This window comes from Pseudarthrobacter oxydans (assembly GCF_034258515.1).
GTDB lineage: Bacteria > Actinomycetota > Actinomycetes > Actinomycetales > Micrococcaceae > Arthrobacter.
The window spans coordinates 2,147,172-2,161,825 of the sequence record NZ_CP139438.1 but is presented as its reverse complement, the minus strand read 5'-3'; the positions used below and the strand labels follow the sequence as shown (position 1 = coordinate 2,161,825).

Sequence of the window (14,654 nt, the reverse complement as noted above, 5' to 3'; positions counted from 1 at the left end):
GCGTTGGCGGAAACCCCGTTCATTACCCTAGCCAAGTTTCAGGGGACTCCGCTAAGTTTCAATGATTTCGCCGGTGGTCATGTTGATGGCAGGGACAGCCGCAGCTTCCGGTCCGTCCGGCGCGAAGTGGTTCACGATGGCGCCGGCAAGGGCAGGGCCGATGCCCTTCGCCTGGGACAGCTCAGCCGCCGAGGCGGCCTTGACGCCCTTCACGGAACCAAAGTGGGCCAGCAGGGCTTTCCGTTTGGAGGCACCCAGTCCCGGCACGCCGTCCAGGGCGGACACGGTCATGGCCTTCCCCCGCTTTTGCCGGTGGAAGGAAATGGCGAAGCGGTGGGCTTCGTCACGGATCCGCTGCAGCAGGTACAGCCCCTGGGACGTCCTGGGGAGGATGACCGGGAAGTCGCTGTCCGGCAGCCACACTTCCTCGAGCCGCTTGGCCAGGCCCACCACGTAGACGTCGTCAATGCCGAGATCGGCGAGGGCACGGGCTGCAGCATTGACCTGGGGCTTGCCGCCGTCCACCACCACCAGGTTGGGCGGGTAGGCGAACCTGGCCCGCGGTGCAGGCGTGGTGGTATCCAGCAGGCCGGCCTGCGCTTCCTGTTCCTGTCCAAGCCCCTCTTCGGCCTCCGCCGGGACGCCGGCCAGGGCAGCCTCACCCACCTGCGCGGACTTGTCCTGCAGGTAGTGGCGGAACCGGCGGGTGAGGACGTCATGCATCGCGGCGGTGTCGTCCGCCGCTGCCGGTCCGGTGACCGAGAATTTCCGGTAGTCCGCTTTCTTGGGCAGCCCGTCCTCCACCACCACCATGGAGGCCACCACGTTGGTGCCCTGGACGTGCGAGACGTCGAAGCACTCGATCCGCAGCAGCGGCACCGGCAGGTCCAGCGCCTCCTGGAGCTCCTGCAATGCCTGCGACCTCACGGTGAGATCCCCCGCGCGCCGGGTCTTGTGAAGCTTCAGGGCGTGCTCGGCATTTTCGCGCACCGTGGACATCAACGCGGCCTTGTCCCCGCGCTGCGGGACCCGGATATCAACCTTTGCCCCGCGCAGTCCGCCCAGCCACAGCGCCAGTTCCTCGGTATTGCTGGGGGCGACGGGCACCAGGACCTCGCGCGGCAGCCTGCCATGGCTATCGCCGTCCTCGCCGTACACCTGTTGCAGGAGGTGCTCCACGAGGTCCGGGGTGGTGGAATCCTCCACCTTTTCAACTACCCAGCCACGCTGGCCGCGGATGCGGCCGCCGCGGACATGGAAAACCTGGACCGCAGCTTCCAGTTCGTCTTCGTGCAGGGCGAAGATGTCGGCGTCGGTGTCCTCCGCGAGGACCACGGCGTTGCGCTCAAAGACTTTCCGCAAGGCGGTGATGTCATCGCGGACCCGGGCAGCACGCTCGTAGTCAAGTTCGGCTACTGCTTCCGCCATCTGCTTTTCCAGCTTCGCGATGAAGCGCTTGGCCTCGCCGCCCATAAAGGCGCAGAAGTCCTCAGCGAGTGCCCGGTGGTCTTCCGGGGAGATCCTTCCCACGCATGGGGCAGAGCATTTATCGATATAGCCCAGGAGGCAGGGCCGGCCGCTGGCCTCGGCGCGCTTGAACACCCCGGCGCTGCAGCTGCGGACCGGAAAGACTCGCAACAGGGTATCCATGGTCTCCCGGATGGCGCCTGCCGTGTAGGGGCCGAAGTAGCGGGTGCCCTTTCGCTTGTCGCCGCGCATCACCTGCACGCGCGGGTACTTCTCGCCGACAGTGACGGCCAGGTAGGGGTAGGTCTTATCGTCACGGAACACCACGTTGAACCGCGGCTTGAATTCCTTGATCCAGGTGTATTCCAGCTGCAGCGACTCGAGTTCGCTGCCCACCACCGTCCACTCGACGCTGCTGGCGGCGTGGACCATGGCGTAGGTCTTGGGCAGCAGGCCGGCAGGGTTGGCAAAGTAGGAGTTCAGGCGGGAACGGAGGCTCTTGGCCTTGCCGACATAGATGACGCGGCCGTGCGCATCACGGAAGCGGTACACCCCCGGGTTGGTGGGAATCTCCCCCGTCTTGGGCCGGTAACTTGCTGGATTTGCCACCTATCCAGTCTACTGAGGCGCGCCGGGTGCCTTTGCCACCCGGCGGTCCTCGCGGCCCTTAAATCCGGCTGGAACCGGGGTTATTCCGTGGCCTTGCTCTGGTTGTAACTGGTGGAGCGTTCCTGTCCGCTGAGTTCGGCAATGGCGTCCATGATGCGGTCAGTCACTGCCCGCCGGGCCGGCAGCGAATGGTCCGGCCCGGTCTTGTCGAAGTACAGCGGCTCCCCCACTTTCATGGTGAAATGCTGCGGGCGTACCCCGCTCTCACCGGCGCGCTGGAGGTTTTCCGTACCGATAAGTCCAACGGGAATCACCGGTGCCCCGGTGGTGAGCGCCAGCCATCCCACGCCGGTGCGTCCCCGGTAGAGGATGCCGTCACGGGAGCGGGTGCCTTCCGGATAGATGCCGATTCCCTTGCCGGATTCCAGGATGTCCAGCAGCGTCTTGAGTGCCTGGACACTTGCGGCCTGCTCACCCCGCTCCACGGGAATGGAACCCACGGACTCGAAAAAGGCCTTCATGACCTTGCCCTTGACGCCTCCGGTTGTGAAGTATTCGGCCTTCGCGAAGAAGGCAACGGGGCGCGGCATCAGGGCCTGGACGATCACGCTGTCGAAGAATGACAGATGGTTCGGGGCGACGATGAACGGCCCGTCGGCAGGAACGTTTTCGAGGCCGACGACGGTGGGCCGGCAGGTGCTCGAGATCAGGCTGCGCGTGGTCCAGCGGACAGCATCAAACATTGCCATCGTTGGTCACCTCCCCCAGGGCCGCGGAGTGGATGGCCTGCATCTGCCGGAGAAGCTCCACCAGGCCCTCCGCGGTTTCCACCACGGCCACCGCACCGGCCTCCTCCAGCTCGCCGTCGGGCGCAAATCCCCAAGCCACGCCGATGCAGTCCAGGCCGTTGGCGATGGCCCCTGAAACATCCTGTGCCCGATCCCCCACCATCACGGCATGCTGCGTGTTCAGGTCCTTCAATGCAGCGGCGATGATCCCTGTCTTGCCGAGCGGAACCCCCTGCACCGCGCTTTCGTCATCCTCAGAGCCGTGGATGCCGTGGAACAACCCGTCGATTCCATGGTGTGCCAGCACAGTGCGGGCAAGGCGCTGCGGCTTCTGGGTGGCAACAGCCACCGGGAGCCCGGCTTCCGCGAAGGACTCCAGGACTTCACGGACGCCCGGGTAGATCCGGCCCTGCGCGATCCCGGTGGCGACGTAGTACTCGCGGTACAGGCGGATGACCTCGTCCAGCAGGTCCGCCGGCACGTTAGCCACATTCAGCAGGGAATCGCTGAGTTTCGGGCCGATCATCGCGTGGAGCAGGTCCTGCCCGGGAACGGGAAGCCCCATGGCGTTCAGGGCAAAGGAGATTCCGTCTGTTATTCCCCCGGCCGGATCGACAAGAGTGCCGTCCAGGTCAAAGATCACGGGCACTGTTGTTTGAGTCACCGGGTTAGTTTCTCACGACACCACTCATGCCTGAAACTCGCATACGCGCAGCGGCATACATTTGGATTACGTCAGGAGACCTCGCCGCGCTTCTACAGGATTTCAGCGAGGAACGCGGCTGTGTGGCTGGCAGTGGACTTGGCCAGCTCCTCCGGCGTTCCTGATGCCACGATCTGGCCGCCGCCGGAACCGCCGTCCGGCCCGAGGTCCACGATCCAGTCCGCGCTCTTGATGACGTCCAGGTTGTGTTCGATGGTGATCACGGTGTTGCCTTTGTCCACCAGCCCCTGCAGGACCATCAGCAGCTTGCGGATGTCCTCGAAGTGGAGCCCCGTGGTGGGCTCGTCCAGCACGTAGACGCTGCGCCCGTTGGACCGCTTCTGGAGTTCGGCGGCCAGCTTCACGCGCTGCGCCTCGCCGCCGGACAGCGTGGTGGCCGGCTGGCCCAGGCGGACGTAGCCCAGGCCAACGTCCACGAGGGTGTTGAGGTGCCGGGCGATGGGCGAGAAGGCAGCGAAAAACTCGGCGCCTTCCTCGATGGGCATGTTCAGCACGTCCGCGATGGTCTTGCCCTTGTAGTGCACCTCGAGCGTCTCCCGGTTGTACCGCGCACCATGGCACACCTCGCAGGGGACGTAGACGTCGGGCAGGAAGTTCATCTCGATCTTCAGCGTTCCGTCACCCGAGCACGCCTCGCAGCGGCCGCCCTTGACGTTGAACGAGAACCGGCCGGGCAGGTACCCGCGTACCTTCGCCTCAGTGGTTTCCGCGAACAGCTTGCGGATGTTGTCGAACACCCCCGTGTAGGTGGCGGGGTTGGAACGGGGGGTGCGCCCGATAGGGCTCTGGTCCACGTGGACCACCTTGTCCAGGTGCTCCAGGCCCTGGACGGTTTTGTGCCGGCCGGCTACCTGCTTGGCGCCGTTGAGCTTGTTGGCCAGCACCTTATAGAGGATCTCGTTGACCAGCGTGGACTTGCCGGAGCCGCTCACCCCGGTGACCGCGGTGAAGAGCCCCAGCGGGAACGCCGCGTCCACGTTCAGGAGGTTGTTCTCCCTCGCGCCCACCACCTTCAGCTCACGCTTTTTGTCGTACTTGCGGCGTTTCTTCGGGACTTCGATCTTCTTGCGCCCGGACAGGTAGTCGCCGGTGAGGGATGCGGTGTTCTCCAGCAGGTCCTTGTAGGAGCCGGAGTGGACCACCTGGCCGCCGTGCTCGCCCGCGCCGGGTCCGATGTCCACGATCCAGTCAGCCACGTGGATGGTGTCTTCGTCGTGCTCAACGACGATGAGCGTATTGCCCATGTCGCGGAGCCGGGTAAGGGTGTCGATCAGCCGCCGGTTGTCGCGCTGGTGCAGCCCGATGGACGGTTCGTCCAGCACATACAGGACACCCACCAGGCCCGAGCCGATCTGGGTGGCAAGGCGGATGCGCTGGGCCTCACCGCCGGATAGGGTGGCGGACGGACGCTCAAGGTTCAGGTATTCCAGCCCGACGTCGAGCAGGAAGGTCAGCCGGGCCTGGATCTCCTTGAGCACCTGGTGGGCAATCTGCGCTTCCCGGCCCGTCAGGACAAGGTTGTTCAGGAACGCGGCGCAGTCACGCATGGGCAGGGCAGCGACGTCGGCGATGGACTTGCCGTTGATCAGCACCGACAGGGAGGCAGGGTTGAGGCGCGCCCCGTTGCAGGCCGGGCAGGGAATCTGCCGCATGTACTCTTCGTAGCGGTCGCGGGCCCAGTCGGAGTCCGTTTCGCCGTGCTTGCGGTGGACGTACTGGATGGCGCCTTCGAATCCGGTGCTGTACTTCCGTTCCCGGCCGAAGCGGTTGCGGTACTGCACCACAACCTTGTGGTCCTTGCCGTGCAGCACGGTCTGGCGCACGTCCTTGCCAAGCTTCTCCCACGGCGTGTCCATGGAGAAGCCGAGTTCCTTGGCGAGGCCCTCCAGGAGCCTGTTCCAGTATTCAGTGGTGGCTGTGCCAAGCGACCACGGGGCGATGGCTCCCTCGGCCAGCGAAAGTTCCGGGTTGGGAACGATGAGTTCCTCGTCCACCTCCAGCTTGGTGCCGATGCCGCTGCAGGCCGCGCAGGCGCCGAAGGGGTTGTTGAACGAGAAGGACCTGGGCTCGATCTCGTCGATGGCAAGGGGGTGCTCGTTGGGGCAGGCCAGGTTTTCGGAGAAGGCCCGCAGCCGGCCGGGATCGTCCGCTTCAAGGTCCACGAACTCGGCCAGGACGCGGCCCTCGGCCAGGCCCAGCGCGGTCTCAATGGAGTCGGTGAGCCGCTGGCTGATGCCTTCCTTGACCACCAGCCTGTCCACCACCACCTCGATGGTGTGCTTGAACTGCTTGCCCAGCTTGGGCGGGTCGCTTAGCTGGACCAGGTTTCCGTCAACGCGTGCACGGGAGTAGCCCTTTGCGGTCAGTTCCTTGAAGAGGTCAACGAATTCGCCCTTGCGGCCACGCACCACCGGGGCCAGGACCTGGAAGCGGGTACCCTGGTCAAGCTCCAGCAGTTGGTCAACGATCTGCTGCGGAGTCTGCTTGGCCACCGGCTCGCCGCACACGGGGCAGTGGGGCCGGCCGACACGGGCCCAGAGCAGGCGCATGTAGTCGTAGATTTCGGTGATGGTGCCCACCGTGGAACGGGGGTTCTTGCTGGTGGACTTCTGGTCGATGGAGACCGCCGGCGACAGTCCCTCAATGAAGTCGACGTCCGGCTTGTCCACCTGGCCCAGGAACTGGCGCGCGTAGGCGGACAGCGATTCCACGTAGCGCCGTTGGCCCTCTGCGAAGATGGTGTCGAAAGCCAGGGAGGACTTCCCGGATCCTGACAGCCCGGTGAAGACGATCATCGCATCCCGGGGCAGGTCGAGGTCCACATTCCGCAGGTTGTGCTCCCGCGCGCCCTTGACGACCAGGCGGGAGAGGTCCGGACGGTGTGGTGCGGCGGCGGGTGCTGCTGCGACGGAAACGGGGTGGACGGCTGTTTCTTCGGCTACGGCTTTAGGCACTCCACTATGCTAATCGAAAACTTCTTCGAACATCCACGCGGGGGCGGTCAGCCGGCGTCGTAGGCGGCGGCCAGCAGCTTCACCGCCTCGGCGAACGTGGCGCCCTGCGCTTTGGCCGCGGCAGCGTAGGCTGCTGCGGCGGCTGAGAGCCCGCCGAGACGTTCGTCACGTGCGCACACCGTTGTTCCGTTCCTGCCGTGGGTGGCAACGATTCCGGCGGCTTCGAGCTCCTTGTAGGCGCGGGCCACTGTATGCGGAGCCACATCCAGGCGCTCGGCCAGGGCCCTGACGGCGGGCAGCCGGGTCCCCGGCGGGAGGGCTCCGTTGTCCACCTGGTGGATGACCTGGAGCCGCAGCTGTTCAAACAGCGCCACGGAGCTGGCAGTGTTCGGTTTCCATGTTCCGGGGAAGCCGGATGCGGGCATCAAAGGCCGGCCTCAAGGGCGTCCGCACGGCCGGGCCGGACGGAGAATTGTGCGTTGTGAAGCCGGGCGTAGTAGCTGTTGGCGGACAGGAGGCTTCGGTGTGTGCCCTGCTCGACAATGCGGCCGTGATCCATGACCAGAATTAGATCAGCGTTGCGGACGGTGGACAAACGGTGGGCTATCACGAAGCTCGTCCTGCCCTGCCGCAGGCGCTGCATTGCCTGGCGGATGAGCAGTTCGGTCCGGGAGTCGACCGAGCTGGTGGCCTCGTCCAGGATCAGGACAGCCCTGCCGGCCAGTTGTGCCCGGGCTATGGTGACCAGTTGCCGTTGACCCTGGCTAAGGGGTTCCCCGCCGTTTTCCAGGACGGTGTCATAGCCGTCGGGCAGTGCCCTGACGAACCGTTCGACGTAAGTGGCCTCGGCGGCCGCCCTGATGCAGGCGTCCGTGGCGTCCGGCCGGCCGTAGGCAATGTTTTCCCTGATGGTGCCGGCGAAGAGCCACGCGTCCTGGAGCACCACCCCGAACTGCTCCCGGAGGCGGTCCCGGGGAATCCCGGCAATGTCCTGTCCTCCCATGGTTATGCGGCCCGATCCGGGCCCGTAGAACCTCATCAGGAGGTTCACCACAGTCGTCTTCCCTGCACCGGTGTGCCCCACAATCGCTACGGTCTGGCCCGGCTCGACGGAGAAGGAAAGGTTGCGCACCGCCGGGGCTGATTCCGGGTATCCGAAAGTCACGTCGTCAAAGACGATCGGGCCGCCGGCCAGGGCCGCGGTGGATCCCGCGGACGGCTCCGCGGGATCCTCCTCCGTGTCCAGGAGGTCGAAAACACGTGCAGCGGACGCAGCGCAGGACTGGATGAGGTTGAGCATCCCGCCGATTTGGCCCACCGGCTGGCTAAAGAGCCTGCTGAACTGGATGAACGCCTGGATCCCGCCGATGGTCATGGCGCCGGCAAGGACCTGGAGCGCGCCCACCACGGCCACGGCAATGTAATTGAGGTTGGACATCAGCACCATCAGCGGCTGGACCACACCGGCTGAATACTGGGCCCTGGTAGCTGCGCGCGCCAGCCGACCGTTGCTTCCGGCGAATATTTCGGCGGCCTTGTCCTGGTGTCCGAAGGCTTTGATCACCTCGTGTCCGGTTATGAGCTCCTCCACGTGCGCGTTCAACTGGCCGGTTTCGGTCCACTGTCTGGCGAAGTGCGCCTGCGAACGCCGGGCCACGAGCACGGTGATCAGGGTGGACAGCGGAACAGTCGCCACCGCGATTGCGGCGAGCAGCGGCGAGATCCAGAGCATCATTGCCAGGGACCCGCAGAGCATGAGGAAGGACATGATCAGCTGGGTGAGGAGCTGGTTCAGGGCCTGGGCGATGTTGTCGATGTCATTGGTGGCGCGGCTCAGGACATCGCCCCGGGAGCGTTCCTGGAAATAGGTGGAGGGCAGGCGGTGGAGTTTGTCCTCGAGCGAGGCCCGCAAGTTATACATGAGCCCCTGTACCGACCGGGCTGTCAGCGCTCCCTGGATCCAGTTGAACAGCGAGGCCAGGACATACATCAGCGCCACCCCCGCCAGCAACAGGCCAAGACGTCCCTGGTCAAGGGATCCCAGCATGACGCCGTCCACCACCACATCGGTGGCGTCACCGAGGTATTTCGGCGCGGCCACGTTGAGCCCCGCAAAGGTGCAGGTAGCCACCACGGCGCCCACCATGAAGCGCCTGAACGGGAGGAGCAGGCCCAGAAGCCGTCCAGTTGTTGGCCAAAACCTCCCTGGCACCCCTGGGGCAACGGCCGGAAGCGTCATGACCGCCCCTCCAGGGCCAGCTGCGAGTCCGCGATCTCCCGGTACGTGGGGGAAATCTCAAGCAGTTCGGCGTGCGTACCCTGCGCCACCAGGCGCCCGCCGTCCAAGACCAAAATGCGGTCTGCGCTTTCCACTGCGGCAATCCGTTCTGCCACCACTATCACTGTGCTGGAGGCAAGTTCCGCGGCCAGGGCCTGCCTCAACCTCGCGTCCGTGTCATAGTCCAGTGCCGAGAAGCTGTCATCAAAAAGGTACAGCGGCACCTTCCTCAGCAGCGCGCGGGTGATGCACAAACGTTGCCGTTGCCCCCCGGACAGGTTGGTCCCGCCCTGGCCAACGGGGGTGGCAAGCCCCAACGGCAGCACGCTCATGAACCGCATGGTCTGGGCCGTTTCGAGGGCGCGCCAAAGCTCTGCGTCCGATGCGTCCGGTGCTGCCATCCGGAGGTTGTCCGCGATGGTCCCCGAAAACAGGTGGGACTGCTGCGGGACTATGGACATGGCAGCACGAAGGGTTTCGAGCCGCAGCTCCCGGATGTCCACGCCGTCTAGGGTGATGGTTCCTGCCGTCGGGTCGAGGAATCGCGGAATGAGGTTCAGCAGCGTGGACTTTCCGCTGCCAGTGGACCCCACGATGGCGGTGGTGGTGCCCGGAACGGCTGTGAAGCTGATGTCCGCGAGGACGGGGGCCTCCGCTCCAGGATAGGAAAAACCCACGCCCTTGAACTGGAGAACCCCCGGCTTGGCGGAAGGATGCTGCGCACCGCCCGCCGGCGCGGGAAGCAACAGACTGGGTTGCTGCGGGTCGCGCACGGAGGGTTCGGCATCAAGTACGGCACCGATGCGCTCCGCGCACACTGCAGCCCGGGGCGCCGTCATGAGCACGTACATGGCCATCATGATGGCCAGGAGGATTTGCAGGATGTAGGCAATGAAGGCGGCCAACGCCCCGATGTTCATCAGTCCGGCCTGGATCCGCTGCCCGCCGAACCAGACGACGGCCACGGAGGAAAGGTTCACCACCAGCATGACCAGAGGCAGCATTCCTGCCACCAGCAGCGCCGACTGGAGGTTGTTGGCTGTCAGGATGCTGTTGATCCGGGCGAAGCGCCGGACTTCGTGGTCCTGGCGGACAAAGGCCCGGATGACGTTGGCGCCCATGATCTGCTCGCGGAGAATGCCCCCTGCACGGTCGAGGTGTTCCTGCCCCTCGCGGTACAGCGGGATGAGGCGGCCCACGATGAAGTACATGATGATCAGGAGCAGGGGCACAATGACGATCACAACCGCGGACAGCGGCAGGTCCTGCTGGAGTGCCAGGACAATGCCGCCCAGGCCCATGGCCGGGCCGGCAACCAGCATGGTGAACACGAGGACCGCGAAGGCCTGGATCTGCTGGGTGTCGTTGGTGGCCCGGGTGGCCAGGCTCTGGGTTCCGAAGGCCGCCACCTCCCGGGAGGACAATGACTGGATCTTGGAGAAGATCTCCGCCCGCAGCTGGTGCCCGATCCTCATGGCCGCCACAGCGGCGAGGTACCCCGCGGCGATGGCGGCAACGGCCTGGATTACGGCCAGCGCCGCCATGGTGATTCCCAGGCGCGGGATGACTGTGTGGTTTCCGGCAACGATGCCGTCATCGATGATTGCTGCGTTGACCGTGGGCAGCAGCAGGGTGGCCGCAGCCTGGACCAGCTGGAGGACTACGATGGCAGCCACATGGGCTTTGTGGCCCCCAAGCAGCCGGCTCATCAGTCCGATCAGCAACGTACCTCCAGTTGGGTCAGTCGGCGGAGGGAACAGCCTGCGGCGGCCTCTCCCCCATCAGCCACCCCGTCATTGTAGGCCAGATCACATTCCAGAGTTGTCACGCGTGTGACAGGAGTGTGAAGAGCGTCCAGCGGCCCGGTTCGTCACCGGCTCTTGCACCCCACGGCGAAGATCCTTCGAAAGGGAAAGACGGTGCCATGCCCCGTTTCTGGATACGCTTCCCGCAGCACGGCTGCGTACTCCGCCTCGAATTCCGCCCCCTCCGCCGCGGAAAGGGCGGCAAGGACGGGGCGGAGCGCTGTGCCGCGGACCCATTCCAGGACGGCGTCCGTGCCGGCCAGCACCTGCAGGTAGGTCGTCTCCCAGGCGTCAGCCGAGAACCCGGCGTCGAGCATGAGATGAAGGTAGTCCGCAGGCTCGCCCACCGACTCGCCGCCCTGCAGCACCCCGCCGAGCTGCCGCACCCACCGCTGTGACCCCGCCAGCCCGCGCATCAACGCATGGGACGGGGCGTTGAAGTTCCCCGGGACCTGGAGCGCGAACCAGGCACCGGGGCGGAGGGCATCCAGCCAGGTCCGCATCATGTCCTGGTGGCCCGGCACCCACTGCAGGGCCGCATTGCTGACCACAACGTCGGTCTGCCCGGAGGGTTTCCACTCCGAAATGTCCGCCAGTTCGAAGCGCAGGGACGGGTTCCTTTCCGCCCGTCCGGCGGCTTTGGCGAGCATCTCTTCCGATGAGTCAAGGCCAACCACGTCGGAACCGGGCCAGCGGTCCGCGAGCGTGGCGGTCAGGTTCCCGGGCCCGCAGCCAAGGTCCACCACCTGGACGGGCCGGTCCGCCCGGACCCTGCCGGTCAGGTCGAAAAAGGGCCGGTCCCGGTAGTCTCCGAACTGGGCATATTTCGCCGGGTCCCACTTCATATCCATCTCCGCATACTGGTGCCGTCTTCTGTACCGCGAAGCTTAACCCGGGCGGGGCGGAATCCCGGGCACGGCAGGGCACTAAGCTGGCAATCAATGAAACTCGTTGACCAGCTGCCCCATCTGCCCGCCTCCGTCCGTACTGTGGGTGTGGATCCCGACGACCTCTACACGCGGTTCGTTGAGTGGACGGAAAGCCGCGGACTGGCCCTGTATCCCGCACAGGACGAAGCCATTATGGAGCTGGCCACGGGGTCCAACGTCATCCTGGCCACCCCCACCGGGTCCGGAAAATCCCTCGTGGCCATCGCCGCCCACTTCCAGGCCATGGCCCAGGGCCAGCGGAGCTACTACACCGCGCCGATCAAGGCGCTGGTCTCCGAGAAGTTCTTTGCCCTGTGCGATATCTTCGGCGCCGAGAACGTGGGAATGATCACGGGCGATTCCGGCGTCAACCAGGATGCGCCCATCATCTGCTGCACGGCCGAGATCCTGGCCAACACCGCCCTCCGTGAAGGCGCAGCCGCGGAACTCGGCACGGTGATCATGGACGAGTTCCATTTCTACTCGGACCCGCAGCGCGGCTGGGCGTGGCAGGTTCCCCTGCTGGAACTCCCCCAGGCCCAGTTCCTCCTGATGTCCGCCACGCTGGGGGACGTCAGCCGGTTCGAGGAAGGCCTGACAACGTTGACGGGCCGCGCCACCACCACGGTGAGCTCCGCGGAACGGCCCATTCCGCTGCATTACTACTACCACGAGACCCCCGTGCACGAGACGCTGGAGGAGCTGCTCTCCACCAGGCAGGTGCCGGTCTACGTGGTGCACTTCAGCCAGGTCGAGGCAATTGACCGCGCACAGACGCTGATGAGCATCAACGTCTGCACCCGCGAGGAGAAGGACAAGATCGCAGAGCTGATCGCCAACTTCCGGTTCGCCGCCGGTTTCGGCAAGACCCTGAACCGGCTGGTCCGCCACGGCATTGGCGTGCACCATGCGGGCATGCTGCCGAAGTACAGGCGGCTGGTGGAGCAGCTGGCCCAGGCGGGGCTGCTGAAGGTCATCTGCGGCACCGACACCCTGGGCGTGGGAATCAACGTGCCCATCCGCACTGTCCTGCTCACGGCACTGAGCAAGTACGACGGCGTCCGCACCCGGCTGCTTAACTCCCGTGAGTTCCACCAGATTGCGGGCCGGGCCGGGCGGGCAGGTTACGACACCGCCGGGACCGTGGTGGTCCAGGCACCCGAACACGTGACGGAGAACGTCAAGGCAATGGCCAAGGCCGTGGCCAAATTCGGTGACGACCAGAAGAAGCTGCGCCAGGTGGTGAAGAAGAAGCCGCCGGAGGGGTTCGTCAGCTGGGGCGAGCCCACGTTCAAGCGGCTCGTCGAATCGGTGCCGGACCCGTTGACGTCAAGCTTCACGGTGACGCACGCAATGTTGATGAACCTGATGGAACGGCCCGGGGACCCGTTTGCGGCGGCCCGACGCCTCCTGACGGAAAACCACGAGACCCGGTCCTCCCAGCTGCAGCTCATGAAAAAGGCACTGGGCATCTACCGCGAACTGCTCGCGGCCGAGGTGGTGGAGCGGATCCCTGCGGAAGAGCAGGGACCCGACGGCCGGACCGTCCGGCTGACTGTCCACCTCCAGCCGAACTTCGCACTCAACCAACCGCTGTCCCCCTTCGCACTGGCCGCACTTGAACTCCTGGACCCGGAGTCGCCGTCGTACGCCCTGGACGTGGTGTCCGTGATCGAGGCGACCCTGGAGAAGCCGCGGCAGATCCTGTCCGCCCAGCAAAAGAAGGCCCGCGGCGAGGCGGTGGCCGCCATGAAGGCCGACGGCATCGAGTACGACCAGCGGATGGCCATGCTCGAGGAAGTGTCCTACCCCCAGCCCTTGGCGGAGATTCTCGGGGAAGCCTTCGAGGTGTACCGGAAGGCCGCGCCCTGGGTGGGCGATTTCGAGCTTGCCCCCAAGTCCGTGGTCCGGGACATGTACGAGCGTGCCATGAACTTTGGCGAGTTCGTGCAGTTCTACGGGCTGGCCCGTTCGGAGGGGATAGTCCTGCGCTACCTCGCGGACGCCTTCAAGGCCCTGCGGCAGACCGTTCCCCAGGACATGCTGCGCGAGGATTTGGAGGACCTGGTTGCCTGGCTCGGCGAGCTGGTCCGCCAGGTGGACTCCAGCCTCCTGGACGAATGGGAGGAACTGGCCTCGGGCGCCGCCCCGACACCGCACGACGCGCCGCCGCCGCCCCCGCCGTCGCTCACGTCCAACATCCGGGCCTTCCGGGTGATGGTGCGCAACGAACTGTTCCGCCGCGTTGAGCTGTTCGCCGACGAGGACGCGGCCGCGCTGGGGGAACTCGACGCCGCAGCCGGCTGGGGCGCCGAGCGCTGGGAAGACGCCCTGGACGACTACTTTGACGAACACGACGACATCGGGACCGGGCCGGACGCCCGGGGACCGGCCCTGCTCATCATCACGGAGGAAAAGGACCGGTGGAAGGTCCGGCAGATCTTCGACGATCCCGCCGGCAACCATGACTGGGGGATTTCCGCCGAGGTGGACCTGGCTGCCTCGGACGAAACCGGAACGGCGGTGATCAGGGTGACTGAGGTCAACCGGCTCTAAACGCTGCCAGCGCCTGCCGGGTGCCGGCGGTAAGCTCGAACAATGAGTGTAATCCGCCCCGCAACCCCGCAAGACGTAGCCGCAATCCTCCGGATGATCCACGAACTGGCGCACTACGAGAAGGAACCTGACGCCGTCCGGAACACCCCCGGGATGCTGCAGCAGGTGCTGTTCGGAGAGAACCCGCGCGTGTTCGCTGCCATGGCAGAGAACGGGGCCGGCGAAGTCCAGGGGTTCGCTTTGTGGTTCCTGAACTATTCCACCTGGGAAGGCGTGCACGGCATCTACCTGGAGGACCTTTACGTGAGCCCGGAAGCCCGCGGCGAAGGACACGGAAAGGCCCTGCTCCAGCACCTTGCCGCCATCGCCGTGGAGAACGGCTACGCCAGGGTGGAGTGGAGCGTCCTTGACTGGAATGAGCCGTCCATCAACTTCTACCGGCGCCTCGGCGCCAGGCCCATGGACGGCTGGTCCACGTTCCGGCTCACCGGCCAGGCCCTCGAACAGTTCGGCAGTGCCGTCCCCGCCCCTGCCAATGGCTAGT

At 65.6% G+C, this 14,654-nt stretch carries 10 protein-coding genes; 2 read left to right on the top strand and 8 right to left on the bottom strand.

Annotation, left to right across the window (positions count from 1 at the left end; all coding sequences use genetic code 11):
* Positions 1 to 51: 51 nt before the first annotated feature.
* From uvrC to SMD14_RS09720, 8 genes are all read right to left on the bottom strand, one after another.
* Positions 52 to 2,076, bottom strand: coding sequence for an excinuclease ABC subunit UvrC (gene uvrC / locus SMD14_RS09755; RefSeq protein WP_321216179.1), 2,025 nt, complete (start codon positions 2,074 to 2,076; stop codon positions 52 to 54).
* 80 nt (positions 2,077 to 2,156) lie between these two features.
* Complete coding sequence (locus tag SMD14_RS09750) at positions 2,157 to 2,825, bottom strand: lysophospholipid acyltransferase family protein (protein WP_321216178.1); 669 nt, start codon at positions 2,823 to 2,825, stop codon at positions 2,157 to 2,159.
* Entirely contained in the window at positions 2,812 to 3,528 is a 717-nt protein-coding gene (locus tag SMD14_RS09745; protein WP_321216177.1) for an HAD hydrolase-like protein, read from the bottom strand. The genes SMD14_RS09750 and SMD14_RS09745 overlap by 14 nt, the downstream gene beginning before the upstream one ends.
* 92 nt (positions 3,529 to 3,620) lie before the next feature.
* Positions 3,621 to 6,542, bottom strand: coding sequence for an excinuclease ABC subunit UvrA (gene uvrA, locus SMD14_RS09740; protein WP_321216176.1), 2,922 nt, complete (start codon positions 6,540 to 6,542; stop codon positions 3,621 to 3,623).
* A gap of 47 nt (positions 6,543 to 6,589) precedes the next feature.
* A complete protein-coding gene (locus SMD14_RS09735; protein WP_157242372.1) occupies positions 6,590 to 6,967 on the bottom strand; it encodes a GntR family transcriptional regulator in 378 nt (125 codons plus the stop codon).
* Positions 6,967 to 8,781: an ABC transporter ATP-binding protein gene (locus SMD14_RS09730; RefSeq protein WP_321216175.1), complete on the bottom strand. Its 1,815-nt coding sequence runs from the start codon at positions 8,779 to 8,781 to the stop codon at positions 6,967 to 6,969. Before SMD14_RS09730 ends, SMD14_RS09735 begins: the two co-directional genes overlap by 1 nt.
* Positions 8,778 to 10,529 (bottom strand): ABC transporter ATP-binding protein, encoded by a 1,752-nt coding sequence (locus SMD14_RS09725; RefSeq protein ID WP_321216174.1) that lies wholly within the window; start codon positions 10,527 to 10,529, stop codon positions 8,778 to 8,780. The genes SMD14_RS09730 and SMD14_RS09725 overlap by 4 nt, the downstream gene beginning before the upstream one ends.
* 161 nt (positions 10,530 to 10,690) lie before the next feature.
* Entirely contained in the window at positions 10,691 to 11,470 is a 780-nt protein-coding gene (locus SMD14_RS09720; RefSeq protein WP_321216251.1) for a trans-aconitate 2-methyltransferase, read from the bottom strand.
* 96 nt (positions 11,471 to 11,566) lie between these two features.
* Here SMD14_RS09720 and SMD14_RS09715 point away from each other — a divergent pair, with 96 nt between their 5' ends.
* Both SMD14_RS09715 and SMD14_RS09710 read left to right on the top strand, forming a co-directional pair.
* Entirely contained in the window at positions 11,567 to 14,110 is a 2,544-nt protein-coding gene (locus SMD14_RS09715) for a DUF3516 domain-containing protein (RefSeq protein WP_321216173.1), read from the top strand.
* 42 nt (positions 14,111 to 14,152) lie between these two features.
* The gene (locus SMD14_RS09710) at positions 14,153 to 14,653 is read left to right on the top strand and encodes a GNAT family N-acetyltransferase (RefSeq protein ID WP_321216172.1); all 501 of its coding nucleotides are present in this window, start codon (positions 14,153 to 14,155) and stop codon (positions 14,651 to 14,653) included.
* Position 14,654 lies beyond the last annotated feature (1 nt).